Source organism: Pseudomonas cannabina (genome assembly GCF_900100365.1).
Taxonomy (GTDB): Bacteria; Pseudomonadota; Gammaproteobacteria; order Pseudomonadales; family Pseudomonadaceae; genus Aquipseudomonas; species Aquipseudomonas cannabina.
Genome location: NZ_FNKU01000001.1, coordinates 4,436,677 through 4,462,453, shown reverse-complemented (window position 1 = coordinate 4,462,453; position 25,777 = coordinate 4,436,677). Strand labels below are relative to the sequence as shown.

The following is a 25,777-nucleotide window of genomic DNA, read 5'->3' as shown; positions in this document are numbered from 1 at the left end:
CACGGGCCCGTGCGGCAACTAACACGATCTTCATGTTGGCTCTGTACTCAATCGCGGTAGGCTTTTGCGCTGTATTGCCCGAGCGTCGCGCCAGTCCGTTGCCGTATTGCACAACCATAGCCTGCACCCATGCCTCACGCCATTCACCACGTTACACACAGAGAAATCGCATGAAACGCAGCCTCGTCATTCTTGCCATCATTCTCGCCATTCTTGCCGGCGGCGCTGGCTGGTACATCAACAGCAAGCAGCCAGTACGTGATGGCGAGATCTCGATGAGCCGTCTTCAGGCGCCGGTCACCCTGCGTTACGACGACCGCGGCGTCCCGCACATACGGGCTGAAAACGAAGCGGACCTGTATCGGGCGCTGGGTTACGCCCACGCTCAGGACCGGCTGTTCCAGATGGAAATGCTGCGCCGTCTGGCGCGCGGCGAGCTTGCCGAAATCCTTGGTCCGAATCTGATCGAGACCGACACCCTGTTTCGCAGCCTGCGCATTCGTGAGCACGCTGATGCCTATGTCGCCCGTCAGGACAAAAACTCTCCCACCTGGAAAGCGCTGGAAGCCTACATCGATGGCATCAACCAGTATCAGGACACCCACGCCAAACCCATCGAATTCGACGTGCTGGGCATCCCGAGACGGCGCTTCACTGCCGAGGACACGCTCAGCGTCGGCGGCTATCTGGCATACAGCTTTGCGGCAGCCTTCAGGACTGAACCGCTGCTGACCTACGTGCGCGATCAGTTGGGTCCGCAGTATTTGCAGGTATTTGATCTGGACTGGCACCCGGACGGCGTGCTCGACTCGAAACCGGCACTGGTCAGCGCTGACTGGAAAAGCCTGAATCAGTTGGCACAGTTGAGCCACAAGGCGCTTGAAGACGCCGGCCTGCCGCAATTCGAGGGCAGCAATGCCTGGGTGATTTCCGGCAGCCGGACGCAAAGCGGCAAACCGATCCTCGCCGGTGATCCGCATATCCGCTTCTCGGTACCGTCGGTGTGGTACGAAGCCCAATTATCCGCGCCGGGTTTCGAGCTGTACGGGCACTTTCCGGCGCTCAACCCGTTCGCATTCCTGGGCCACAACATGGATTTCGGCTGGAGCCTGACCATGTTCCAGAATGACGACGTGGACCTGATCGCCGAAAAGACCAATCCCGAGAATCCGAATCAGGTCTGGTATCACGGCCAATGGGTGGACATGACCCGAACCGAGCAGCAGATCGCGGTGAAAGGCCAGGCCCCGATCAGCCTTACGCTGCTTGAATCACCGCACGGCCCGATCGTCAACAACGTGGTGGGCAAGAACGCCGGTAAGGCACCCATCGCGATGTGGTGGTCATTCCTGATGTCCGCCAACCCGGTGCTCGATGGTCTCTACGAGGCCAATCGCGCCGACACGCTGGGCAAGATGCGCAGCGCTGCCGAAAAGATTCAGTCGCCGGGCGTTAATATTGTCTGGGCCAACGCCAACGGCGACATTGGCTGGTGGGCAGCGGCGCAGTTGCCGATCCGCCCGGAAGGCGTCAACCCGGCCTTCATTCTGGATGGCAGCACGGCGCAGGCCGATAAGCTCGGCTTCTATCCGTTCAGCGCCAACCCGCACGAAGAAAACCCGGCGCGGGGTTACATTGTGTCCGCCAACTTCCAGCCAGAATCGCCGACCGGCATGCCGATTCCGGGCTACTACAACCCGGCCGAACGTGGCCAGGAACTGTACCGCCAGTTGAGCGATTCAACGGTGAAATGGGACCTGAACGCCAATAAAGCCTTGCAGCTGGAAACCCGGACCGATTACGCACCGAGCATTCTCAAACCGTTGATACCGGTGCTGCGCAGCGTCGTCAGCGACCCGGACGAGCAAGCGCTGGTCGAGCGACTGGCCAACTGGAAAGGCGATTACCCGGTCGATTCGGTCGGTGCCACGTTGTTCACCCAGTTCCTGTTCGATTTGACTGAAGAGACCTTTCACGACGAGCTGGGCGATGCCTTTTTCGAAACCCTGCTGTCATCACGTGTCCTGGACTCTGCCTTGCCGCGCCTGGCCGCCGATGCCGATTCGCCGTGGTGGAACAACCGCAACTCGCCGCACGAAGAGAGCCGCGCCAACACCGTCAAGGTCGCCTGGCGGGCCAGCGTTTCGCACCTCAAGTCGCTGTACGGCAACAACCCGGATGAATGGGTCTGGGGCAGGGCTCACACCCTCACCCAAAGCCACCCGATGGGCTCACAGCCGCCACTGGGTAAAATCTTCAACGTCGGCCCTTACGCGGCGCCGGGCACCCATGAAGTGCCGAACAACCTGTCCTCCAGCATCCGCCCTGCCCCATGGCCTGTTGGCTACGGCCCCTCGACCCGCCGCCTGATTGACTTCGCCGACCCGGCCCACAGCCTGGGCATTAACCCGGTCGGCCAGAGCGGCGTAGCGTTCGACAAGCATTACTCGGATCAGGCCAAGGCGTTCGTGAAAGGCGAGTACCTGCCGCAGCGCTTTAGCGAAAAGGATGTAGCGGAGCATACGGAAGGGGTTTTGCGGTTGGTGCCGGGGGAGTAGCGATCACCACAATTCCTTGTGGGAGCGGACTTGTCCGCGAACTGCCGGGGACCGGCAGCAAAACCTGCTAACCAGGTTGCATCTGATTGAACACGCGCACTGACCTTGCTGCCGGTCCCCGGCAGTTCGCGAGCAAGCGAAGCGTCGCCCGGCCCGCTCCCACGCCCTGCGGGCAGAATCAAGAGCGGACTTGCGTATCACGCACGAAGGTCCTCACGCTGCTGGCGCACGCCTTGGGTCGGGCTGCTTCCAGCCGTCTGCGGCGCTTTCTTCGATGGCTTGCTGGATCGCGCGTTTGCGGTTGTTTTCCGCGCGGCGGGTAAAGAACCAGACCAGGAAGGTTGCCAGTGACACGGCCAGCAGGATCAGGCTCGCGACGGCGTTGATTTCAGGCTTCACGCCCAGGCGCACGGCGGAGAACACTTCCATCGGCAAGGTTGTCGAGCCCGGCCCGGAAACGAAACTGGCGAGCACCAGGTCGTCCAGCGACAGCGCAAACGACATCATGCCCCCGGCTGCCAGCGACGGTGCAATCATCGGAATGGTGATCAGCAGGAACACCTTCCACGGACGCGCGCCCAGGTCCATTGCGGCTTCTTCGATCGACAGGTCCAGCTCGCGCAGGCGCGCCGATACCACCACCGCCACGTAGGCCGCGCAAAACGTCGTGTGGGCGATCCAGATGGTCATGATGCCGCGTTCCTGCGGCCAGCCGATCATCTGCGCCATGGCTACGAACAGCAGCAACAGCGACAGACCGGTGATCACTTCCGGCATCACCAGCGGCGCCGTGACCAGCCCGCCAAAGAACGTCCGGCCCTTGAAGCGGCTGATGCGGGTCAGGACAAACGCTGCCATCGTGCCCAGTGCCACCGCCGCGACGGCGGTGTAACAGGCGATTTCCAGCGAGCGCATCACTGAGCCCATCAGTTGCGAGTTGTCCAGCAGGCCGACATACCACTTGACCGACCAGCCACCCCAGACCGTTACCAGTTGCGAGGCGTTGAACGAGTAGATGACCAGAATCACCATCGGCGCGTAGATGAACAGCAAACCCAGGACCAGCATCAGGTTCGAGAATCGAAAGCGGTTCATGCCTTGCCCTCCAGTTCTTTAGCCTGACTGCGGTTGAACAGGATAATGGGCACGATCAGCACCAGCAGCATAATGACCGCCAGCGCCGAAGCCACGGGCCAGTCACGGTTATTGAAGAATTCCTGCCACAGCACTCGGCCGATCATCAGGGTTTCCGGGCCACCGAGCAGCTCGGGAATCACGAATTCACCGACCACCGGGATGAACACCAGCATGCAGCCAGCGATCACGCCGTTCTTGGACAGCGGCACGGTGATTTTCCAGAAGCTGTTGAAGGTGCTGGAGCCCAGGTCGGACGCGGCTTCCAGCAGGCTGGTATCGTGCTTCACGAGGTTGGCGTACAGCGGCAGGATCATGAACGGCAGGTAGGAATAGACCACGCCGATGTACACCGCCAGGTTGGTATTGAGGATCTGCAATGGCGCGTCGATCAGGCCCAGCCACATCAGGAAGGCATTGAGCAGGCCGTTATTGCTGAGAATGCCCATCCACGCATAGACGCGGATCAGGATCGCGGTCCAGGTCGGCATCATGATCAGCAGCAACAACACGGTTTGCAGGTCTTTGCGGGCGCTAGCGATGGCGTAGGCCATCGGATAACCGATCAACAGGCACAGCAAGGTGCTGATGAAGGCCATTTTCAGCGAGCCCAGATACGCCGAAACGTACAGGTCATCGCCGCTGAGCAAGGTGTAGTTGGCGAAATTCAGGGCCATCTGCAGCTTTTCGTCGGCGTAGCTGAAGATCTCGGTGTACGGCGGGATCGCGACGTCGGCTTCGGCGAAGCTGATCTTGAGCACAATCAAAAACGGCAAGGCAAAGAACAGGAACAGCCAGAGGAACGGCACGCCGATGACCATCTGCCGCCCGGTGGGCTTTATGCGCTCGAACGCGCGCTTGATCTTGCGTATTTTCATGAGCGCAGTACCACGCCGCTGTCGTCTTCCCACCAGACGTAGACTTCATCGCCCCAGGTAGGTCGCGCGCCCTGACGCTCGGCGTTCGCAACGAACGACTGCACCAGTTTGCCGCCCGGCAACTCGACGTAGAACACCGAATGGCCGCCCAGATAAGCAATGTCGTGGACCTTGCCGCGTGACCAATTGTATTCGAAGGCCGGCTGCTCGGTGGTGACCAGCAGCTTTTCCGGGCGCAGGGCGTAGGTGATGTGCTTGTCTTCCACTGACGTACTGACGCCGTGGCCGACATAGATGTTGCGCTCCAGCTCCGGGCTGCGGATCAGCGCATGGCCTTCCATGTCCTCGATCACTTCGCCCTCGAACAGGTTGACGCTGCCGATGAACTCGCAGACCAGACGGCTGGTCGGGGTTTCGTAGATGTCGATCGGGCTGCCAATCTGCGCGATCCAGCCCAGGTGCATGATCGCGATGCGCTCGGCCATGGTCATGGCCTCTTCCTGATCGTGAGTCACCATCACGCAGGTCACGCCAACGCGCTCGATGATCTCCACCAGCTCCAGTTGCATCTGCGAGCGCAGTTTCTTGTCCAGCGCGCCCATCGGTTCATCGAGCAGCAGCAGCTTGGGTTTCTTGGCCAGGGAGCGAGCTAGGGCCACACGCTGGCGTTGACCACCGGAAAGCTGATGCGGCTTGCGCTTGGCGTACTGGGTCATCTGCACCAGCTTGAGCATTTCCGCCACGCGCGCTTCGATTTCCGACTTGGCGAGTTTGTCCTGCTTGAGACCGAAGGCGATGTTGTCGGCCACGGTCATGTGCGGAAACAGTGCGTAGGACTGGAACATCATGTTGATCGGACGTTCGTACGGCGGCATGTCAGTGATGTCGACGCCGTCGAGGTAGATACGCCCCTCGGTCGGACGCTCGAAACCGGCCAGCATGCGCAGCAGCGTCGACTTGCCGGAGCCCGAGCCGCCGAGCAGGGCAAAAATCTCACCCTTGTTGATTTGCAGGGACACGTCGTCCACCGCAATCGTCTCGTCGAACTTCTTGGTGACCCGATCGATCCTGACCAGCACCTCTTTGGGTTGCTGACCGCCTTCGATGGCTTTCTTGTAGGCGCCGGAGGCAACTGCCATGGGTGAAACTCCCAACAGGTAGGCAACCCGGCCAAAACGACCGGGTGCTGAAAAGTTATTTGCCCGACTTGACCTTGGTCCAGCTGCGGGTCATGAGACGTTGCACCTTGGGTGGCAACTCGCTGTTCACGAACAGCCGGTCCAGCACTTCCTGTGGCGGGTAGACGGCCTGGTCGGTACGGATGCTTTGATCCATGAACTCGCCGGAGGCGGGATTGGGGTTGGCATAGCCGACTTCATCGCTGACCTTGGCGATCACCTTGGGGTCAAGCATGTAGTTGATGAAGGCGCTGGCTTCCTTTATGTTTTTCGAATCAGCCGGAATGGCCAGCATGTCGAACCACAGGTTACCGCCCTCTTTCGGAATGCTGTACGCGAGCTTCACGCCTTTGCCTGCTTCTTCGGCGCGGGACTTGGCCTGGAACACGTCACCCGAAAAACCCGCCGCAACGCAGATGTCGCCGTTGGCCAGATCAGTGATGTATTTGGACGAGTGGAAATAGGTCACGTAAGGACGAATCGCCATGAGTTTGGCTTCGGCCTTCTTGTAATCGGCTTCCTTGGTGCTGTTGGGGTCCAGCCCGAGGTAGTTGAGCATGGCTGGCAGCATTTCATCGGCGGAATCAAGGAACGCTACGCCGCAACTCGACAGCTTCTTGATGTTCTCGGGTTCGAACAGCACCGACCAGGAGTCGATCTTGTCGACGCCCAATACGGCTTTGACCTTGTCGACGTTGTAACCGATGCCGTTGGTGCCCCACAGGTACGGCACGGCGTACTGGTTGCCCGGATCGTTTTTCTCCAGACGCTTGAGCAGCGCAGGGTCGAGGTTTTTGTAGTTGGGCAGCAGCGATTTGTCGAGCTTCTGGAACGCGCCCGCCTTGATCTGCTTGCCGAGGAAGTGGTTGGACGGCACGACCACGTCGTAACCGGTGCGCCCGGCCAGCAACTTGGCTTCCAGGGTTTCGTTGGAGTCGAACACGTCGTACATCGGCTTGATGCCGGTGGTGGCTTCGAAGTCCGCCAGGGTGGTCTTGCCGATGTAATCGGACCAGTTATAAATATGCACAGTGGATTCAGCCTGAGCACTGAGGGTCAGTGTCAGCCCGGCAGCCGCCAGCAAGGCTTTGGAAAGAATAGAAATAGACAAAGAATGAGTCCTTTTAACAGAGGGGCCTGAGCGCCGGAGGGCGTCCGGAAAACCAAACCGGCGCGCAACTTACCGCCTATGAGTGCAACCAGCAAAGGTTTAGGCAATATTCCTGTCTGCCGGAGGCTGCGCGGCCAAGGCTACGCAGCATCCACAGGTTTCATGACAGGCTTATTTACCTGACTTAATCTTGGTCCAGCTACGGGTCATGATCCGCTGGGTCGCCGCCGGCAAGTCCGCAATGGCATACAGTTTGGACTGAACGTCGGCAGGCGGGTAAACGCCCGGGTCACTGGTGATTTCCTTGTCGACCAGCGCTGTCGCTGCCGCGTTACCATTCGGGAAACGCACGGCGTTGGTGATTTCAGCCATGATTTCCGGCTTCATCAGGAAGGTCATGAACTTGTAGGCACCCTCGACGTTTTCGGCATCCTTGGGGATGGCGACCATGTCGTAGAAGCTGCCAGCCCCTTCTTTCGGAATGTTGTAAGCGACTTTGACCTTGCCACCGGCCTCTGAGGCGCGCGACTTGGCCTGGTAGATATCACCCGAATAGCCGACCGCGACACAGATGTTGCCGTTGGCCAGGTCCGAGATGTACTTGGACGAGTGGAAATAGCCAATCGACGGACGAATCTTCAGGAACAGCGCTTCCGCTTCGGCGAGCTGCTTCTTGTCCTGAGAGTCGGTCGGGTAGCCCAGGTAATGCAACGCAATCGGCAGCATTTCCGTTGGCGAATCAAGGAAGCTGATGCCGCACGACTTCAGCTTGGCAGCGTTCTCCGGCTTGAACAGCAAGTCCCACGAGTTGACCGGCGTATCCGCACCCAGCGCGGCCTTGACCTTGTCCGGGTTGATGCCGATACCGATCGAGCCCCACATGTACGGGAAAGCGTGCTTGTTGTCCGGGTCGCTGACCGATACGGCCTTGAGCAGCGATTCGTTCAGGTTCTTCCAGTCCGGCAGTTTGGACTTGTCCAGCTCCTGATAAACACCGGCCTTGATCTGCTTGGCGAGAAAGTTGTTGGACGGTACGACGATGTCATAACCGGACTTGCCGGCCAGCAATTTGGCTTCCAGCGTCTCGTTGCTGTCGAAAACGTCGTAAACCACCTTGATGCCCGATTCTTTCTCGAATTTGGCAACGGTGTCCGGCGCGATGTAATCGGACCAGTTGTAGACGTGCAGCACTTTGTCATCGGCCTGCGCAGCGGTAGCCACGACGCCCATCAGGGACAGCGCGAGAAGGGTCTTGCCAAATTTTTTCATGCGTAGCTCCACTGTATTTTTATCACTGACCGTCGGTTAGCGGCTTGTAGCCATTAGTCTGGCAAGTTCCAGGGCAGGCTTTCAAGCTACCCCTTGTTAAACAACGCACATCCCCACACTTTCTACAGATTCAGCCCTGCAAGGCCGCCAGCGTCAGATCGAGGCACTTGCGGGCTTTATCCACCAGCTCATCGATTTCCGCAAAACTGATCACCAGTGGCGGCGCAATGATCATCGTGTCGCCCACGGCGCGCATGATCAGGCCATTGTCGAAGCAGAAGGTTCGACAGATCATGCCCGCGCCCTTGTCGGTGTAGCGCTCGCGGGTGACTTTGTCTTTTACCAGCTCGATGGCCCCCAGTAACCCGACGCCACGTACTTCGCCCACCAGCGGATGATCGTCCAGTTCACGCAAATGCTTCTGCAAATACGGTGCCGTTTCCGACTTGACCCGTTCGACGATCTTTTCTTCGCGCAGGATACGAATATTTTCCAGCGCCACAGCGGCGGCTACCGGATGCCCTGAATAGGTGAATCCATGGTTGAAATCGCCGCCCTCGTTAAGCACCGCGACGATTTCATCACGCACCAGCAGGCCGCCCATCGGCACGTAACCGGAGGTAAGCCCTTTGGCGATGGTCATCATGTGCGGTTTGAGACCATAGAAATCGCTACCGAACCACTCACTGGTGCGCCCGAAACCACAGATCACCTCATCGGCGACGAACAGAATGTCGTAGCGGGCCAGGATCTCCTTGATCTTCGGCCAGTAAGAATCGGGCGGAACAATCACACCGCCAGCGCCCTGAATCGGTTCGGCGATGAAAGCACCGACGTTCTCGACGCCCAGTTCGAGGATTTTCTGTTCCAGTTGCTCGGCAGCCCACACGCCGAATTCGTCGGGCGTCATGTCGCCGCCCTCACCAAACCAATAGGGCTGCGCAATGTGAACAATGCCCGGAATCGGCAGATCACCCTGCTCGTGCATATACGTCATGCCGCCCAGGCTGGCACCGGCAACTGTGGAGCCGTGATAGCCGTTGACGCGGCTGATGATGGTTTTCTTGTCCGGCTGGCCTTTCAGTGCCCAGTAATGGCGAACCATGCGCAGCATCGTGTCGTTGCCTTCAGAGCCAGAACCCGTGAAGAACACATGGTTCATGCCCGGCGGAGCGATCTCGGAAATGGCCTTGGCCAGCTCCAGCACCGGCGGATGGGCGGTCTGGAAGAACAGGTTGTAATACGGCAGCTCGCGCATCTGTCTGCTGGCCGCATCGGCCAGCTCTTCGCGCCCATAACCAATGGCCACGCACCACAGACCGGACATGCCATCGAGGATTTTATGGCCTTCGCTGTCCCACAGATAAACGCCCTCGGCGCGGGTAATGATGCGCGGGCCTTTTTCTTTCAGTTGTTTGTAGTCGCTGAACGGTGCCAGGTGGTGCTCGCTGCTCAGGGTCTGCCATTCGAGGGTTTGCGGGTTGTTGTTGGCACTCATGCAGCACTTCCTTTGTTTCAGGTCAGTAATCAGAGCGCCGCGCTGAGGTTCGGCGGCGCTCTGCGGAATCAGACGGCGAAGAGCAGGAATTCCCGCTCCCACGAGCTGATCACACGCTTGAAGTTTTCATGCTCGGCGCGCTTGACCGCGACGTAGCCGATGATGAATTTCTTGCCCAGGTACTTCTCGATGGTCTTGCTGTTTTCCATGCGCTCCAGTGCGTCTTCGATGGTCAACGGCAAACGCAGATTGCGACGCTCGTAGCCGCGCCCGACCACCGGCGCACTCGGGTTGATGCCTTCGACCATGCCGATGAAGCCACACAGCAGGCTGGCGGCGATGGCCAGATACGGGTTGGCATCGGCACCCGGCAGGCGGTTTTCAACGCGCCGGTTCTGCGGCCCGGCGTCCGGCACCCGCAGGCCGACGGTGCGGTTTTCTTCGCCCCATTCGACGTTTACCGGTGCCGAGGTGTCGGGCAGGAAGCGGCGGAACGAGTTGACGTTGGGCGCGAACAGCGGCAACAGCTCGGGGATGAATTTCTGCAAACCGCCGACGTGGTTGAGAAACAGCTCGCTCATGGTCCCGTCTTCATTGGAGAAGATGTTCTTGCCGGTCTCGATGTCGATGATGCTCTGGTGCAAATGCATTGCGCTGCCAGGCTCGCCGGTCATGGGCTTGGCCATGAAGGTCGCCGCAACGTTGTGCTTGAGCGCGGCCTCACGCATGGTGCGCTTGAACACCAGAATCTGGTCCGCCAGCGACAGGGCATCGCCGTGACGGAAGTTGATCTCCATCTGCGCCGTGCCGTCTTCGTGAATCAGCGTGTCCAGATCCAGATTCTGCAGCTCGCACCAGTCGTAGACGTCTTCGAACAGCGGATCGAATTCATTGGCGGCTTCAATCGAGAACGACTGACGCCCGGTCTCAGGACGCCCGGAACGGCCGATAGGCGGCTGCAACGGGTAATCCGGGTCGTCGCTGCGCTTGGTCAGGTAAAACTCCATCTCCGGCGCCACAATGGGCTGCCAGCCTTGATCGGCGTAGAGCTTGAGGACCTTCTTCAGCACATTGCGCGGCGACAGCTCGATGGGGTTGCCTTGCTTGTCGTAGGTGTCGTGGATCACCTGCGCGGTAGGCTCTACGGCCCAGGGCACCAGATACACCGCGTTCTGGTCGGGGCGGCAGATCATGTCGATGTCCGCCGGGTCCAGCAACTCGTAGTAGATCTCGTCCTCCACGTAGTCGCCGGTAACCGTTTGCAACAAAACGCTTTCGGGCAGACGCATGCCCTTTTCAGCAATGAATTTGTTGGTCGGCGAGATCTTGCCGCGAGTGATCCCGGTGAGGTCGGACATCATGCATTCGACTTCGGTAATCTTGTGTTCTTTCAACCAATCGGTGAGCTGGTCGAGGTTGGTACTCATAAATACCTCAGGGTTTTCATGTCCTGATCGCGATCAGGCGTTTTCTAGACGCATCGGCGTCATGGTGTACAACTCGTTTCGGCAGGAGCCGATTAGGGGTAAAGTGGCACTTGTCGGCTCGACATTCCAGACAGCCACCGTCACACAGACATGGCCGCTATAGTGATAGTGTCGAGGAGTGAGCGTAGAACAGGCGAGCCCCGCTGGCCGCTCGGGGAATGGTGCAATGTGCGTCAAAACACCACGAGCACTGATATCACAGGCATGATGAGCGCTGTACGGGCTGGATATCTGCGTGCCGATCGGCGGACGGTGAAACATCGAACACCCGCTGTTGTTGCGCCATGGGTTGCGATCGAGCTTAGCCTCGTTCATTTTTTTATACAACAACCCGTTAAAGATAGAAGACAGGCTGTGGCAGCGCGCATTTAACGCCGGCCAAAAACAGGAAAAAACGCCCTAAATAGCAGCAAAAAAGGCCAAATGGCGCAGTTTTAGGGCAAAAAAGGCTCTATTGACTTCATCATGGCTTTCGGATTGACTGAGATCCGCAATCATTGATGATTGATATTTTTAACAACAAAGGTGTTGCATCATGTCGGTACCCCCGCGTGCCGTTCAGCTTAACGAAGCGAACGCGTTCCTTAAGGAACATCCTGAGGTTCTGTACGTTGACCTTCTGATTGCAGATATGAATGGTGTGGTGCGTGGCAAACGCATCGAACGCACCAGCCTCCATAAGGTTTACGAGAAGGGCATCAACCTGCCTGCCTCTTTATTTGCTCTGGATATCAATGGCTCCACGGTGGAAAGCACTGGCTTGGGCCTGGACATCGGCGATGCTGACCGAATCTGTTATCCCATTCCTGACACCCTGTGCAACGAGCCTTGGCAGAAGCGCCCTACCGCGCAATTGCTGATGACCATGCACGAGCTCGAAGGCGATCCGTTTTTCGCTGACCCGCGTGAAGTATTGCGCCAGGTCGTCGCCAAGTTCGATGAAATGGGGCTGACCATCTGCGCCGCGTTCGAGCTGGAGTTCTACCTGATCGATCAGGAGAACGTGAACGGTCGTCCGCAGCCGCCGCGCTCGCCGATCTCCGGCAAACGCCCGCACTCGACTCAGGTTTACCTGATCGACGATCTCGACGAATATGTCGACTGCCTGCAGGACATCCTCGAAGGTGCGAAGGAGCAAGGCATTCCTGCCGACGCCATCGTCAAGGAAAGCGCCCCGGCGCAGTTCGAGGTGAACCTGCACCACGTTGCCGATGCGATCAAGGCGTGCGATTACGCCGTTCTGCTCAAGCGCCTGATCAAGAACATCGCCTACGACCACGAAATGGACACGACCTTCATGGCCAAGCCCTATCCGGGCCAGGCGGGTAATGGTCTGCACGTCCACATCTCGATTCTCGATCGCGATGGCAAGAACATCTTCACCAGCGAGGATCCCGAGCAGAACGCCGCATTGCGTCACGCGATCGGCGGTGTGCTCGAGACCCTACCTGCGCAGATGGCGTTCCTGTGCCCGAACGTCAATTCGTACCGGCGCTTTGGTGCGCAGTTCTATGTGCCCAATTCGCCGACCTGGGGCCTGGACAACCGTACTGTCGCGGTCCGCGTGCCCACCGGTTCGGCGGATGCCGTGCGTATCGAACACCGCGTTGCCGGCGCCGATGCCAACCCGTATCTGGTGATGGCTTCGGTACTGGCGGGCGTGCATCACGGTCTGGTCAACAAGATCGAACCGGGCGCTCCGGTAGAAGGCAACTCGTACGAACAGCACGAGCAAAGCCTGCCCAATAACCTGCGCGACGCCCTGCGCGAGCTGGACGACAACCCGGTCATGGCCAAGTACATCGATCCGAAATACATCGATATCTTCGTGGCGTGTAAGGAAAGCGAGCTGGAAGAGTTCGAACACTCCATCTCCGACCTGGAATACAACTGGTATCTGCATACGGTCTGATTGAGGCTGAGCAATACACAACGCCGCAAAGCCTGAAGCTTTGCGGCGTTTTTGTATGCGGATAGCCCGAAAACGCGGTTTCTGCCCGGAGGGCGTGGGAGCGGACTTGTCCGCGATGGGCTGCGAAGCGGCCCCAAAGTCTGTGACCTCGGTTTTACCTGATGTACCGTGTGCACCGGCTTTGCTGCCGGTTCCCGGCAGATCGCGGACAAGTCCGCTCCCACGGCCTCCGGCCAGAATCTGAAGTAGACGTGCATATAGCTCTGCGCGAGAACGATCAAGATTCGCTCCATCAGAATCCCTTACAATGCCGCCAGCCCAATCAAGAGCCACGCCCATGACACGCGCCGCCACTCCCCGCAAACCGCAAGCACGCAGCCAGGCCAGAATCGATTCGATTCTCGAAGCCGCGCGCACGTTGCTTGCCGAGCAAGGGGTGGCCAGCCTGTCGATCTACAGTGTTGCCGAGCGCGCCGGTATTCCACCTTCGTCGGTGTACCATTTCTTCGCCAGCGTTCCGGCGCTGCTTGAAGCACTGACCGCCGACATCCACGCCGCTTTCCGCGCATCGCTGCAAGCGCCCATCGATCATGAACAGCTCACCACCTGGCGCGACCTGTCACGCATCGTCGAACTGCGCATGCTCGCCATTTACAACGCCGACGCCGCCGCCCGCCAACTGATCCTCGCCCAGCACGGCCTGACCGAAATCAACCAGGCCGACCGCCAGCACGACATCGAACTGGGGCAGTTGATGCTCGAGGTGTTTGATCGCCACTTCCAGTTGCCTGCGCTACCGGATGACGTGGACGTGTTTGCGCTGGCAATGGAACTGGGGGATCGGGTGTATGCGCGGTCGATTCAGTTGCATGATGAAATTACACCGCGCATGGCCGAGGAAGGCATGCGGGTGTTTGATGCTTATTTGGGGTTGTATTTGCCGGTGTTTTTGGGGAAGAGACTGATCATAGCCAAAGCGTGATCTATCGTACTTATGTAGCTGACCCCAAAGTAGGTGGATCAGGGTTTCGTATGAAATGGGGATGCTTGATATAAAAAGCTTTGCTGTAATCTTTTAACTCAAGCTTCTCGCGCTTTAAAACGTCTTTGAAGAACTTAAAATAATCAACATCAGAACCGCGGTAATATTCTTTCATCTTTTTAGCATCCGCCACCCTGTTCTGACGAATTGTTAAAGTATTTTTTGCAGTATGCTCACTGTCAGACATACCATCGGCCAACCTATAGCTTAGCCTAGGGAGGCGCTGATTTATTCGATTTTTCGTCCCTGCAACGCTCTGGAGGCCTTGATTTATCTGGGGGCAACAGCTGGGTTTTAGAATAAATCAGCGTCTCCCTAGCCCGAGTATTCTTCAATTCCTGTTCGGACAATGACGCTCCCCTTGGAGAGCTTGCGCCCGCGCTGTAATTTGAGGTTGAAGCAATTGGAGAGTCAGGGCCTGCTGAGGTATGTGCTGTTATCGCTGCCAGCTCATTTACTAATGGGCTTGGCGTATTTCGATTGAGCGCCTTGACGTTGCGCCTGATCGGACGGTCCCAAGCTCTGTAAAGCCTAATGCTTTCTTCACGAGCCACCGTAGCATTGCGCATCGCGCGCCTTGGTAGGTTATTCCAGGATTTTTTAAACGGCATATGCCCCGTCTCATCCACAAACCCAACCGGATCCCCACCCACATATCCATACGCATTCAACCCGCCCTCATCAAACGGGCTCAAACTGTCCGGGCTATTGAACCGCATCAGCACCGGGTTATAAGCCCGATACCCATTCCCCAACAGATAATGCCCGGTCACCGGATCGCGTCGCTCGCCATTGAACCCCAGCAAACTGGTCAAGCCGCTTTCAGTCGGATGGTGACCGTAGGGACTGTAAGCAATAGGCTCAGTGCCAGCCTTGTCCACAAGCTGCAAGACAGAACGCTGCTGATCGGTCGCCAACAGTGTGGTTTCCAGCGCACCGTCAACACGCCGTTGCTGGGCCAATAACAGGTCTTCATGCTGAAAGACCGTACGCCGTAGCGCGCCCTGTATCTCGGTCGCCAAACGGTTCTTCTGATAGAAGCGCTGAATACCCGCCTGGCCATTCGGCATGCTGGAAGCCAGACGGTCCAGCGGGTCATAACTGTAGCGGCATAACACTGTTTGATTTGAAGAAGTCATGGCCAGATGCTTCAGAGGGAATCAGCCTTCAGCATCCAGCAAAACCGTTACACCGCCTACCTCGCAAAACTACTAGGTAAACAGCAAAAACCCCGGAGGGTCGGGACCGTCCGGGGTGTTTTTTACTCATCGTTTACAGCTTGGCGATGGAGACTTCGGTCGATTTCACGAAGGCAATCACTTCGCTGCCTACGACCAGTTCCAGCTCTTTTACCGAGCGGGTGGTGATGACCGAGGTCACGACGCCCGAGGCGGTTTGTACGTCGATTTCCGACAATACGTCGCCGTGGACGATTTCCTTGATGGTGCCTTTGAACTGGTTGCGAACATTGATGGCTTTGATAGTCATGGCGTGTCTTCCTTTGAGGATCAGGGTTAATTTGCCCAGCGCAGTTGCGTGGGCAGTGGCGAAAATGGTTCGGGGTCGGGTGGCGAGCCAGGGATGGCCAATACGCGGTTGAGCACTTCGGCTTCCAGCGCCGCAAGACGATGCGAGCCGCGGGCGCGTGGACGAGGCAGATCGACCAACAGGTCCAGGCCTATCTGGCCTTCTTCGATCAGGATCACGCGGTCGGCAATCGCAACGGCCTCGCTGACATCGTGGGTGACCAGCAGCACGGTGAAGCCGTACTGGCCCCACAGCTTTTCGATCAGTTGCTGCATTTCGATTCGTGTCAGCGCATCCAGCGCGCCCAGTGGTTCATCGAGCAGCAACAGGCGCGGCTTGTGAATCAGCGCGCGAGCCAGTGCAACGCGTTGCTTCTGGCCGCCGGACAATGCCGCTGGCCACTCGTTGGCGCGTTCAGCGAGCCCGACGGCCTCAAGCGCTTCGAGTGCCTGCGGTCGCCAGTTGCCACTGAGGCCCAGGCCGACGTTGTCGATAATTTTCTTCCAGGGCAGCAAGCGTGCCTCCTGGAACATCAAGCGCGTGTCTTCGCGGGCATCGTCCAACGGCGCAGAGCCTGCGAGCAACTGGCCCTCGGTTGGTTTGTCGAGACCGGCAAGCAGGCGCAGCAAGGTGCTTTTGCCGCAGCCACTGCGACCGACAATGGCGACGAACTGACCGGCCGGAATGTGCAGGTCGATGTCCTTGAGCACTTCGCGGGTACCAAAAGCCTTTTTCAGGTTTTGTACCGCCAGCGGAATACCGCGCAGCAAGTGCGGGGGTTGTTGTTTCAGACTGGTCATGCGGCACCGCCTTTGCTCGTTTGATAGGCCGGATGCCAGCGCAGGCAGACACGTTCAAGGCCACGCGCCGCCAGATCGGCCAGCTTGCCGAGGACGGCGTACAACACGATGGCCAGTACCACGATGTCGGTTTGCATGAATTCCCGCGCATTCATCGCCAGATAGCCGATACCCGAGCTGGCCGAAATGGTTTCCGCTACGATCAGCGTCAACCACATGAAGCCCAGCGCAAAGCGCACGCCGACCAGAATCGAGGGCATGGCACCCGGCAGGATCACGTGCCGAAACAGACTGAAGCCTGACAGGCCATAGCTGCGCGACATTTCTACCAGCGCCGGATCGATATTGCGGATGCCGTGATAGGTGTTCAGGTAAATAGGAAACAGGGTGCCCAGCGCGACCAGAAATATCTTGGCGGTTTCGTCGATGCCGAACCACAGGATGACCAGTGGAATCAGCGCCAGGTGCGGCACGTTGCGGATCATCTGTACCGAGCTGTCCAGCAGGCGCTCGCCCCATTTGCTCAGGCCAGTGATGAAGCCGAGCGCCAGCCCGATGCCGCCGCCGATGGCAAAGCCGATCCCGGCGCGCCAGCCGCTGATTGCCAGGTGTGTCCAGATTTCACCACTGGCCACCAGGTTGACGCCTGCCTCGATGACGGCGCTGGGTGCGGGAAGTATGCGTGTGGACAGCCAGCCGGCGCTGACCGACAGTTGCCACACCGCCAGCAGCAGAACCGGAAGTGCCCAAGGTGCCAGCCGATGAACGATGCGTTGTGAAGCGCTGAGGCTCATGGAGTTTTCTCCTCGAAGGGCCTGTTGATCACTGTGCCTGGGCCACAGCAGCAGGTGGCGTCCAGACCACATCAGCAATGCTGAGCGGCTTGGGAATCAGTTTGAGCTGGTAGAACGTGTCAGCGATTTTCTGCTGCGCTGCCACGACCGGCGGTGTCATGAACAGCGCACCGTAGCCCTGGCGTTTAACCGAGGTCAGGGTGATGTCAGCTGGCAGGCCCAGCAACGGCGCGACTTGTTTGGTCACTTCTTCCGGGTGAGCCTTGGACCACTCGCCAACCGCGCGGACTTCTTCGATCAGCGCCTGAATCACTTTCGGATTCTTCTGTGCGTAAGGTTTGGTCGCCAGATAGAACTGATGGTTATCGACGATGCCGGTGCCGTCTTTCAACGTGCGCGCCTGTAATTGCTGTTCAGCCGCAGCCTGGTACGGGTCCCAGATAACCCAGGCGTCCACACTGCCCCGCTCGAAAGCGGCACGCGCATCGGCTGGCGGCAGGAACACGGTCTGGATATCGGTGTATTTGAGGCCTGCGTCTTGCAGCGCTTTCACCAGCAGGTAGTGAACGTTCGAGCCTTTGTTAAGGACGACCTTTTTGCCTTTCAGGTCCTTGACCGAGGTGATCGGTGAATCTTTGGGCACCAGAATCGCTTCGCTGGTCGGGGCTGGCGGCTCGTAGGCGACATACAGCAGATCAGCGCCCGCTGCCTGAGCGAAAACCGGCGGTGTTTCACCCGTTACACCAAAATCGATCGAGCCTACGTTCAGGCCTTCAAGCAGCTGCGGGCCGCCCGGGAATTCGGTCCACTGCACGTTGACGCCCTGCTCGGCGAGGCGCTTTTCCAGCGAACCCTTGGCTTTGAGCAAGACCAGCGTGCCGTATTTCTGATAACCGATGCGCAGGTCTTCGGCCTGAGCCTGCGTGACCGCCCCAAGAGCGACTGCAGCCGCAAACAGCGCAACAAGGCCTCGACGCAAGATGACAGTGCGCATATGCGCTCCTTTACCGGGTATTGGGTAGTGCCTGCTCAGCCAGTCATAGGCGAACGAGACGGGAATATGGATGACCTTAACAGCTGTTTTTTATATCCATAAATCTTATTTATTCATTTAGTTATTCCATAAATGAATATAAGAATGATCGCTCTCACGCTTTGCATCCGGTCTTGAACTGGCGATAGGCACAGATTTGCTCTGCGGTCGGTCATGAGATAAGTGGTGTGCGGGAGTGGACCGGGGCGGCAATCCGCATTGCTCACGAAGATACTGGTCCAGACGCCCTGTTTCTGGGGGCTGCCCCGGCCTCTTCGCGAGCAAGCTCGCTCCCACAGGGACAATCTCGACTATCGTGCGACGCTCCGCGTCGGCATGCCGTTCTGGACGCTCTGCGTCCGATCCTGGTAGCCATGCGCTGAAGTGAACAAAAGATGTTCGACAGTTCATAAAAAAGGGCCGATAAATCGGCCCGAATAACCCCACACTTGGTAAACCGGAGATCAGCGGTTTGGCTGTGGCGTCAGGCGCAGGTAAGGCGTGACGGCCTTGTAGCCTTTGGGGAAGCGTTCTTTGATCTCGGCTTCGTCCTTGATCGACGGCACGATCACGACATCATCGCCATCTACCCAGTTGGCAGGCGTGGCAACTTTGTAGTTGTCGGTCAGTTGCAAGGAGTCGATGACGCGCAGAATTTCGTGAAAATTACGCCCGGTACTGGCCGGATAGGTAATGGTCAGGCGCACTTTCTTGTTCGGATCGATGACGAACAGCGAGCGAACAGTCAGCGTGTCATTGGCATTGGGATGAATCAGGTCGTACAGGTCGGAAACCTTGCGATCCGCGTCGGCCAGAATGGGAAAGTTGACCTGGGTGTTTTGAGTGCTGTTGATGTCTTCGATCCACTTGATGTGCGAATCGACCGGATCTACCGACAACGCAATCGCCTTGACGCCGCGCTTGGCAAACTCGTCTTTCAATTTGGCAGTGAAGCCCAACTCGGTGGTGCAAACAGGCGTGAAGTCTGCCGGGTGGGAAAACAATACGCCCCAGCTGTTGCCGAGCCACTCATGGAAACGGATACGACCTTCGCTGGATTCCTGCTCGAAGTCCGGGGCGATGTCGCCAAGTCGCAGTGTCATGGTGTTGCTCCTGGTCATGTTCGGGATGTCGTGCTCTAACCTCACTGTGCGCTTGAAAGCGGAAAATCAAAAAGAATAAATAATCATCGCCCTATACCCATCGGGCATATCAAAAAAAAGACAAAAGAAACCCCGCGCGGGGCGGGGTTCCTTTGAACATCAATACACTTACATGAAGTTGTAGGTGTAGTTGAAGATCAGACGGGTTTGATCGGTGTTGGTCGAGTTGTTCAGGTCGCCATCGGCGCGGTAGGTACCGTGACGCAAGGTAGTACCGAAGCCCTTCATTGGACCACTCTGGATGACGTAGTCAACGCGCATGTCGGTTTCCCACTCGGAGTACTCTTCGTTACCGGTAGTACGGTCACGAATGTCGTCTGCGTGCAGGTAGGCAACAGCTGCTTTCAGGCCTGGAACGCCCAGTTTGGCGAAGTCATACGAGTATTGACCGAAGGTGGTGTTCTCACCGGCGCGGTTGAAGCCGTTGATCATCGAGTCAGTGAACAGGTAGAAGCTCGAACCGCCGTTGCCTTCAAGGCCAGTGCGGGTGGTGCCGTCTTTGGTGACGTTACCCTGGTTCAGGAAAACCATACCGCCGTCATCGCCAATCTGCTGATGACCAACCATGAACGCATGACCGCCCAAGGCGTAAGTGAACATGGCAGACCAGGTGGAGTTATCCACTTCGCCAGCGTTCTTGGCATAACCGTTGTTGTTGAAACGGTAGCCAGTCGCGGCGTCGCTGTTTTTGCCGTCAGAGCTGCTGTTGAAATAACGCAGGTCAGTCTTGAAAGACTGGTTGTCGCTGATCGGGTAAACATGAACCAGACCCAGGAAGTGCTGCTTGTAGAAGTCTTCCAGGTTGGCGTAGTAGTACTGCAAGGTCAGGTCTTTGGTAACTTTCCAGTCGGCACCGGCGAAGCGGAACTGATCGCTGGTCTGCGAAGCGCCGGCAATGGACAGGTCAGTCCAGTTGCTCGAGGCACGGCCGATGGATTTGTCCAGTTGGCCAGCAGTGAAGGTCACGTTGTCCAGATCTTTGGAAGTCAGGATGCCGCCCTGGAAAGCCTGAGACAGAAGACGACCGTCGTTGCTGACCAGAATCGGCAGGTTCGGCGCCAGTGCGTTACCGACTTTCAGCTCGGTTTTCGAGAAGCGCACTTTACCGTTGGCGCCCAGACGGCTCCGCTCGTTGACAGCAGAACCGTCGCTGTCGGTAGGCAGAATGCCACCATTGAGTGCAGCAGAATGGTTGCCACGACCACCATCAAGATGAACACCGACCAGACCTTGCAGGTCCAGACCAAAGCCGACAGTGCCTTGGGTGAAGCCCGACAGGTAGTCGAATTTCAGGCCAGTGGCTGTCTCACGGTTGTTGTGAGTGGTGCCTTCGCGGAAATCATTGTCAAAATACAGGGTACGAGAACTGACGGACGCTTTACTGTCTTCCAGGAAACCAGCTGCGCTGGCCTGCTGAGCCAATACACCGACAGTGACGGCCAAAGCCAGGGTGGACTTCTTCATTACTACGCTCCTCGTGAATCTAATTTTTTATATCCATGGTGCCGGGCTTTGCCCTGACCCACGGATTAGCGATAGGCGACAGTCCCGATCCGAGATCAATGGATTCTGTTGACCCTGACTTTTGACTAGACCGCGTTTGTCGGTGGCAACACGTTGACGAACTACCTTTATGCACTGAAGAAATCGCCTCAAGAGTCTTGAGAACTTTCAGTCATATGTCACAACTCGTGTCAGCACCAACGTCACGGAGTGTATCGACCTAATTACCCATTTCCCAAAATATATTTTGGTACCGTTCGTCAGATCTCTTGTTTTTTTGTGCTCGACCGCAAAAATGCAGCCGATCCGGTCACGATTTTCACAGCAGGCACAATAGTGGCCAACCGATGAAAGCCTTGCAGTCCGGGCACTTCTGGGAGACTAGCCAGTTAATGTGACAGTTGTCATCACTTCAGCGATGCACCTTCTCGTAGCACAAAAAAAAATATTCACATTGGTTTTTTGGGCCATTTCCAAGGCTTTTTGGCGCTAAAAACCCGTATCTCACTGTAGCTCAGATGAACAAAAAGGCAATTTCAGTGTCGTGCAGCACCGTGAAGCCAGTTGGCAGATGCGCAATGCGGCATTTATGTGCAGGAGAACACCAGGCTGAGCGCTGGGCTCAAACAAGCAAGTGCATCAGGATGGGTTGATGCGCTGCTCTGGTGCGCAAATTGAGTGCGGCTCTGAAAGCAGGCAGGCTCGGGAGAGGGTGATCTTAAAAAAGATCGAAGCTTTTTGGCGGACAACCATGCACGGCGACGGATGCGCCAAGGCACATAAAAAACAATTAATTCAAATAGTTATGAATTCATAAAAGATACGGAGACTGAAAAGGCACAGCCTGAGCCCGCCGATAAGAGCATTTCCGAGGGCTAATTGATGAAAACTGGCACGCCCTCTGCATTAGCTTATACATAACCAGTTTTGGGGACCTTGGTACAGGCAGGCCGGGGATTCCCCTCTTTTATTCCTCCCGGAGACTGACCTCCAGTCTCCAGCGCCCGTCCACCTTCTCAGTGCGCCAGTCGCCATGAAGTGGACGGGCCGCCAGGAGCGTCAGCACCAAGCCCTTCTCTCCTCGCTCCACCTTCCAGCGCGCCACCTTGTTGTCGAATCTCAGTTGGCCCGTCCATGGCCGCCCTGACGCGTCGACGTTGAGCACCACAGCGCCATCCACCGTCGTGCCCCGATACTTCGGCTCTTCGTTGAACCAGAGCGCCAGGCCCGCCGGCAATTCCTCGATCTGCTCCAGTTCGACAGGGTCTGGCTGCTGCAGGCGACCGATAATTGTGCCCACAGTGAAACCGACAATCGCCATCGAACCCAGAACACGCGGCCATAGCTTCGGTCTCGGGTCCTCTTCGGGGGTAGAATGCATCCCGTCCTTTCGTTCGGAGCCGTGCATGTTTCACGTCATCCTTTTTCAACCAGAAATTCCGCCGAATACCGGCAACGTCATCAGGCTATGCGCCAACAGCGGCTGCACCCTGCATTTGATCGAACCCTTGGGTTTCGAACTGGACGACAAGCGCCTGCGGCGTGCCGGTCTCGACTATCACGAGTATGCCACGCTACAGACCCACGCTGACCTGGCCAGTTGCCTGGAAAAAATCGGCAACCCACGCTTGTTCGCCTTCACCACCAAGGGCTCGCGACCTTTTCACGATGCGAGCTTCGAGCCGGGCGACGCTTTTCTGTTCGGCCCGGAAAGCCGAGGGCTGCCCGCCGACATTCTCGATTCACTGGACAGCGATCATCGTCTGCGACTGCCCATGCGCGAAGGCTGCCGCAGCCTCAACCTGTCCAATACCGTCGCTGTGGCTGTCTATGAAGCCTGGCGTCAGCACGGGTTTGCGTAGCGCCATCGACCGCACACAAAAAAGCGCCCCGAAAGGCGCTTTTTGCGTGCAGCGGTAACGCTTACTGAACAGTTGGCGTTTCGCCAGCTTCCTGCATGCGTTGCAGCTCTTGCGCGTACAGCGCGTCGAAGTTCACCGGGGCCAGCATCAGCGCAGGGAACGAGCCGCGGACGACCAGATTGTCGATGGCTTCGCGAGCGTATGGGAACAGGATGTTCGGGCAGAACGCGCCGAGCGTGTGGCTCATTGCGCCGTCGTCCAGGCCCTTGATCAGGAAGATGCCGGCCTGCTGCACTTCAACGATGAAGGCCACTTCGTCGCCGTTGTTGACGGTCACGGACAAGGTCAGCACGACTTCGTAGAAATCACCTTCCAGTTGCTTCTGGCGGGTGTTCAGGTCGAGGCTGACGGTTGGCGTCCATTCCTGACGGAAGATCGCCGGGCTTTTTGGCGCTTCGAACGACAGGTCGCGAACGTAGATACGCTGCAGGGAAAATTGTGGGCCGTTTTCTTCGTTTTCAACAGCGCCAGTGTTCGGTTGATCGGTCATCTCGGATCCTTGTCAGATAGGGCTGAAAGATTAAAGGGAATCAGGCCAGCAGCGCATCGAGCTTGCCGGCACGCTCCAGCGCGAACAGATCATCGCAGCCGCCCACATGGGTCGGGCCGATCCAGATCTGCGGTACAGAAGTGCGACCGGCTTTTTTCGTCATCTCGGCGCGGAGCTGCGGCTTGCCGTCCACACGGATTTCCTCGAAAGCCACGCTTTTGCTCTGCAACAACTGTTTGGCACGTATGCAATACGGGCAGTAGTCGCTGGAATAAACGATGACTTGAGCCATTTTCACTTCACCAGAGGGAGGTTATCGCCGCGCCAGCTGGAAATACCACCGGACAGCTTGGCCGCCTTGAAGCCGGATTTGAGCAGTTCACGGGCGGTGCTGCCCGCATGCTGCCCCATTGCATCGACTATGATCAACGTCTTGTCCTTGTATTTCTGCAGTTCGGCGGTGCGGGTCAGCACCTTGTCCTGCGGAAAGTTCAGGGAACCGACGATGTGGCCTGCTGTGAAATCCTTTTTCGAGCGTACGTCGATGACCACCGCCTCATCGCGATTGACCATCGCAGTCAGCTCGCGGGTGCTCAGGCTGGCGCCGCCTTTGCTCAGTTCGTAAGCGATCAGCAGTGCCAGCAGAATGACGAAGGCACTGGTGATCAAATAGTGGTTAGTGGCGAATTCAAGCAGGTGAGCAACCATCAGTAGGTTCCAGGGCGTTAAAATGTCGGCCAGTATACACAGCAGCCAAGGTCGGCCAAAGTCCGTACGGCAGTGACGCCGTTTGAACTTGTCCTTAAAATGCCGTTCCCTTGTACTTTATCCAACCAGCATCGAGTGGGTTCTATGACTGCCACGCCAAAACCTCTGGTCCTTATCATCCTGGATGGCTTCGGACACAGCGAAAGCCACAAGGGCAATGCCATTCTGGCCGCCAAGATGCCAGTCATGGATCGTCTCTACGAAACCATGCCCAATGGCCTGATTTCCGGATCGGGCATGGATGTCGGTCTGCCGGATGGACAGATGGGTAACTCCGAAGTCGGGCACATGAACCTCGGTGCCGGTCGTGTGGTGTATCAGGACTTCACTCGCGTGACCAAAGCGATTCGGGACGGCGAGTTCTTCGAGAACCCGACCATCTGTGCTGCGGTGGATAAAGCAGTGAGCGCAGGCAAGGCCGTGCATATCATGGGCCTGCTGTCCGATGGCGGCGTTCACAGCCACCAGGATCATCTGGTCGCCATGGCCGAACTGGCCGTCAGGCGCGGCGCCGACAAAATTTACCTTCACGCATTCCTCGACGGTCGCGACACACCACCGCGCAGCGCGAAGAAATCCCTGGAATTGATGGACCAGACCTTCGCTCGCCTGGGCAAGGGCCGCATCGCCACGATCATCGGCCGTTATTTCGCCATGGACCGTGACAACCGCTGGGACCGGGTTGCATCTGCCTACAACCTGATCGTTGACAGCACCGCGGAATTTCACGCTGAATCAGGCGTTGCCGGGCTTGAAGCGGCCTATGCACGCGACGAGAACGACGAGTTCGTCAAAGCCACACGCATCGGCGAACCCGCACGGGTGGAAGACGGCGACGCAGTGGTGTTCATGAACTTCCGCGCCGACCGCGCCCGTGAACTGACCCGCGTATTCGTGGAAGGCGATTTCAAGGACTTCGAGCGCGCCCGCCAGCCGAAGGTCAACTATGTGATGCTGACTCAGTACGCGGCCAGCATCCCGGCACCGTCCGCTTTTGCTGCGGGCAGCCTGAAGAACGTGCTGGGCGAGTACCTGGCAGCCAACGGCAAGACCCAGTTGCGCATCGCCGAGACGGAAAAATACGCACACGTCACCTTCTTCTTCTCCGGCGGACGTGAAGAACCGTTTCCCGGCGAGGAGCGCATCCTGATTCCATCGCCGAAAGTCGCGACCTACGACCTTCAACCGGAAATGAGCGCGCCGGAAGTGACCGACAGAATCGTCGATGCCATCGAGCATCAGCGTTATGACGTGATCATCGTCAACTATGCCAATGGCGACATGGTCGGCCATAGCGGCATCATGGAGGCGGCGATCAAAGCGGTTGAATGCCTGGACGTCTGCGTCGGGCGCATCACCCAAGCGCTGGAAAAAGTCGGCGGCGAAGCGTTGATCACGGCCGACCACGGCAACGTCGAACAGATGACCGATGACTCCACCGGCCAGGCGCATACTGCGCACACTTCGGAACCGGTGCCGTTCGTGTACGTAGGCAAACGCCCGCTGAACGTTCGCGAAGGCGGCGTTCTGGCTGACGTGGCGCCGACCATGCTGCATCTGCTGGGCATGGAGAGACCACCGGAAATGACCGGCCATTCGATCCTCGTGAACGAATGAACCGCTGAAAACCGGCCCTTAGCCATTAGGCAGGGCCGTTTTTTTATGCTCAAGGCCTCAAAGCAGTGGCTTCGAGGCGTTTTTTTTGCAGCG

At 57.8% G+C, this 25,777-nt stretch carries 24 protein-coding genes; 5 read left to right on the top strand and 19 right to left on the bottom strand.

Translation table 11 applies throughout. The features are described from left to right. The first annotated feature begins 170 nt into the window (after positions 1-170). Entirely contained in the window at positions 171-2,558 is a 2,388-nt protein-coding gene (locus BLT55_RS21170; protein WP_074800858.1) for a penicillin acylase family protein, read from the top strand. 213 nt (positions 2,559-2,771) lie between these two features. On the opposite strand, the gene BLT55_RS21165 is transcribed toward BLT55_RS21170, so the two are convergent. The 7 genes from BLT55_RS21165 to BLT55_RS21135 form a co-directional block, all read right to left on the bottom strand. Next, complete coding sequence (locus tag BLT55_RS21165) at positions 2,772-3,653, bottom strand: ABC transporter permease subunit (RefSeq protein WP_055000069.1); 882 nt, start codon at positions 3,651-3,653, stop codon at positions 2,772-2,774. Further along, positions 3,650-4,570, bottom strand: coding sequence for an ABC transporter permease subunit (locus BLT55_RS21160; protein ID WP_055000068.1), 921 nt, complete (start codon positions 4,568-4,570; stop codon positions 3,650-3,652). Before BLT55_RS21160 ends, BLT55_RS21165 begins: the two co-directional genes overlap by 4 nt. Continuing rightward, positions 4,567-5,709, bottom strand: coding sequence for a polyamine ABC transporter ATP-binding protein (gene potA / locus BLT55_RS21155; RefSeq protein WP_007252726.1), 1,143 nt, complete (start codon positions 5,707-5,709; stop codon positions 4,567-4,569). Before potA ends, BLT55_RS21160 begins: the two co-directional genes overlap by 4 nt. Positions 5,710-5,764: 55 nt before the next feature. After that, positions 5,765-6,859: a polyamine ABC transporter substrate-binding protein gene (locus BLT55_RS21150; RefSeq protein WP_055000067.1), complete on the bottom strand. Its 1,095-nt coding sequence runs from the start codon at positions 6,857-6,859 to the stop codon at positions 5,765-5,767. A gap of 171 nt (positions 6,860-7,030) precedes the next feature. Next, positions 7,031-8,128: a polyamine ABC transporter substrate-binding protein gene (locus BLT55_RS21145; protein ID WP_055000066.1), complete on the bottom strand. Its 1,098-nt coding sequence runs from the start codon at positions 8,126-8,128 to the stop codon at positions 7,031-7,033. Between the two features lie 130 nt (positions 8,129-8,258). Continuing rightward, complete coding sequence (locus tag BLT55_RS21140; protein WP_055000065.1) at positions 8,259-9,626, bottom strand: aspartate aminotransferase family protein; 1,368 nt, start codon at positions 9,624-9,626, stop codon at positions 8,259-8,261. 68 nt (positions 9,627-9,694) lie between these two features. Continuing rightward, complete coding sequence (locus BLT55_RS21135; protein WP_007252722.1) at positions 9,695-11,053, bottom strand: glutamine synthetase family protein; 1,359 nt, start codon at positions 11,051-11,053, stop codon at positions 9,695-9,697. 595 nt (positions 11,054-11,648) lie between these two features. Here BLT55_RS21135 and BLT55_RS21130 point away from each other — a divergent pair. Beyond that, positions 11,649-13,025, top strand: a complete 1,377-nt coding sequence (locus BLT55_RS21130) for a glutamine synthetase family protein (RefSeq protein ID WP_007252721.1) — start codon at positions 11,649-11,651, stop codon at positions 13,023-13,025. 337 nt (positions 13,026-13,362) lie between these two features. After that, positions 13,363-14,007 (top strand): TetR/AcrR family transcriptional regulator, encoded by a 645-nt coding sequence (locus BLT55_RS21120; protein ID WP_055000064.1) that lies wholly within the window; start codon positions 13,363-13,365, stop codon positions 14,005-14,007. A gap of 10 nt (positions 14,008-14,017) precedes the next feature. Here BLT55_RS21120 and BLT55_RS32535 read toward each other — a convergent pair whose 3' ends face one another. The 9 genes from BLT55_RS32535 to BLT55_RS21080 all read right to left on the bottom strand — a co-directional run bounded on the left by BLT55_RS32535 (position 14,018) and on the right by BLT55_RS21080 (position 22,295). Continuing rightward, complete coding sequence (locus tag BLT55_RS32535; RefSeq protein ID WP_223862736.1) at positions 14,018-14,254, bottom strand: hypothetical protein; 237 nt, start codon at positions 14,252-14,254, stop codon at positions 14,018-14,020. Between the two features lie 25 nt (positions 14,255-14,279). Then, on the bottom strand, positions 14,280-15,206 hold the full coding sequence (locus BLT55_RS34040; protein ID WP_167359964.1) for an RHS repeat-associated core domain-containing protein: 927 nt from the start codon (positions 15,204-15,206) through the stop codon (positions 14,280-14,282). Positions 15,207-15,339: 133 nt separating this feature from the next. Next, entirely contained in the window at positions 15,340-15,555 is a 216-nt protein-coding gene (locus BLT55_RS21110; RefSeq protein WP_002555770.1) for a TOBE domain-containing protein, read from the bottom strand. Positions 15,556-15,581: 26 nt separating this feature from the next. Continuing rightward, positions 15,582-16,394: an aliphatic sulfonates ABC transporter ATP-binding protein gene (ssuB, locus tag BLT55_RS21105; protein WP_055000063.1), complete on the bottom strand. Its 813-nt coding sequence runs from the start codon at positions 16,392-16,394 to the stop codon at positions 15,582-15,584. Then, positions 16,391-17,188 (bottom strand): aliphatic sulfonate ABC transporter permease SsuC, encoded by a 798-nt coding sequence (gene ssuC, locus BLT55_RS21100; protein WP_055000062.1) that lies wholly within the window; start codon positions 17,186-17,188, stop codon positions 16,391-16,393. Before ssuC ends, ssuB begins: the two co-directional genes overlap by 4 nt. 28 nt (positions 17,189-17,216) lie before the next feature. After that, positions 17,217-18,182: a sulfonate ABC transporter substrate-binding protein gene (locus tag BLT55_RS21095; RefSeq protein ID WP_055000061.1), complete on the bottom strand. Its 966-nt coding sequence runs from the start codon at positions 18,180-18,182 to the stop codon at positions 17,217-17,219. 503 nt (positions 18,183-18,685) lie between these two features. Beyond that, positions 18,686-19,324: a peroxiredoxin gene (locus BLT55_RS21090; protein ID WP_055000060.1), complete on the bottom strand. Its 639-nt coding sequence runs from the start codon at positions 19,322-19,324 to the stop codon at positions 18,686-18,688. Between the two features lie 168 nt (positions 19,325-19,492). Then, complete coding sequence (locus tag BLT55_RS21085; protein WP_055000059.1) at positions 19,493-20,848, bottom strand: OprD family porin; 1,356 nt, start codon at positions 20,846-20,848, stop codon at positions 19,493-19,495. Between the two features lie 1,006 nt (positions 20,849-21,854). After that, the gene (locus tag BLT55_RS21080) at positions 21,855-22,295 is read right to left on the bottom strand and encodes a hypothetical protein (RefSeq protein WP_055000058.1); all 441 of its coding nucleotides are present in this window, start codon (positions 22,293-22,295) and stop codon (positions 21,855-21,857) included. Between BLT55_RS21080 and trmL the strand changes: the two genes are divergently transcribed. After that, entirely contained in the window at positions 22,294-22,749 is a 456-nt protein-coding gene (trmL, locus tag BLT55_RS21075) for a tRNA (uridine(34)/cytosine(34)/5-carboxymethylaminomethyluridine(34)-2'-O)-methyltransferase TrmL (protein ID WP_054087750.1), read from the top strand. The two genes, BLT55_RS21080 and trmL, sit on opposite strands and share 2 nt — an antisense overlap. Positions 22,750-22,810: 61 nt before the next feature. On the opposite strand, the gene secB is transcribed toward trmL, so the two are convergent. Genes secB through BLT55_RS21060 form a run of 3 tightly spaced genes read right to left on the bottom strand, consistent with a single transcriptional unit; the run spans position 22,811 to position 24,007 of the window. Continuing rightward, a complete protein-coding gene (gene secB, locus BLT55_RS21070; RefSeq protein ID WP_005896108.1) occupies positions 22,811-23,299 on the bottom strand; it encodes a protein-export chaperone SecB in 489 nt (162 codons plus the stop codon). Positions 23,300-23,339: 40 nt separating this feature from the next. Further along, the gene (gene grxC / locus BLT55_RS21065; protein ID WP_005621585.1) at positions 23,340-23,591 is read right to left on the bottom strand and encodes a glutaredoxin 3; all 252 of its coding nucleotides are present in this window, start codon (positions 23,589-23,591) and stop codon (positions 23,340-23,342) included. Positions 23,592-23,593: 2 nt separating this feature from the next. Then, positions 23,594-24,007, bottom strand: coding sequence for a rhodanese-like domain-containing protein (locus BLT55_RS21060; RefSeq protein WP_055000057.1), 414 nt, complete (start codon positions 24,005-24,007; stop codon positions 23,594-23,596). A gap of 144 nt (positions 24,008-24,151) precedes the next feature. On the opposite strand from BLT55_RS21060, the gene gpmI reads away from it, so the two are divergent. Then, positions 24,152-25,684, top strand: a complete 1,533-nt coding sequence (gene gpmI, locus BLT55_RS21055) for a 2,3-bisphosphoglycerate-independent phosphoglycerate mutase (RefSeq protein WP_055000056.1) — start codon at positions 24,152-24,154, stop codon at positions 25,682-25,684. Positions 25,685-25,777 lie beyond the last annotated feature (93 nt).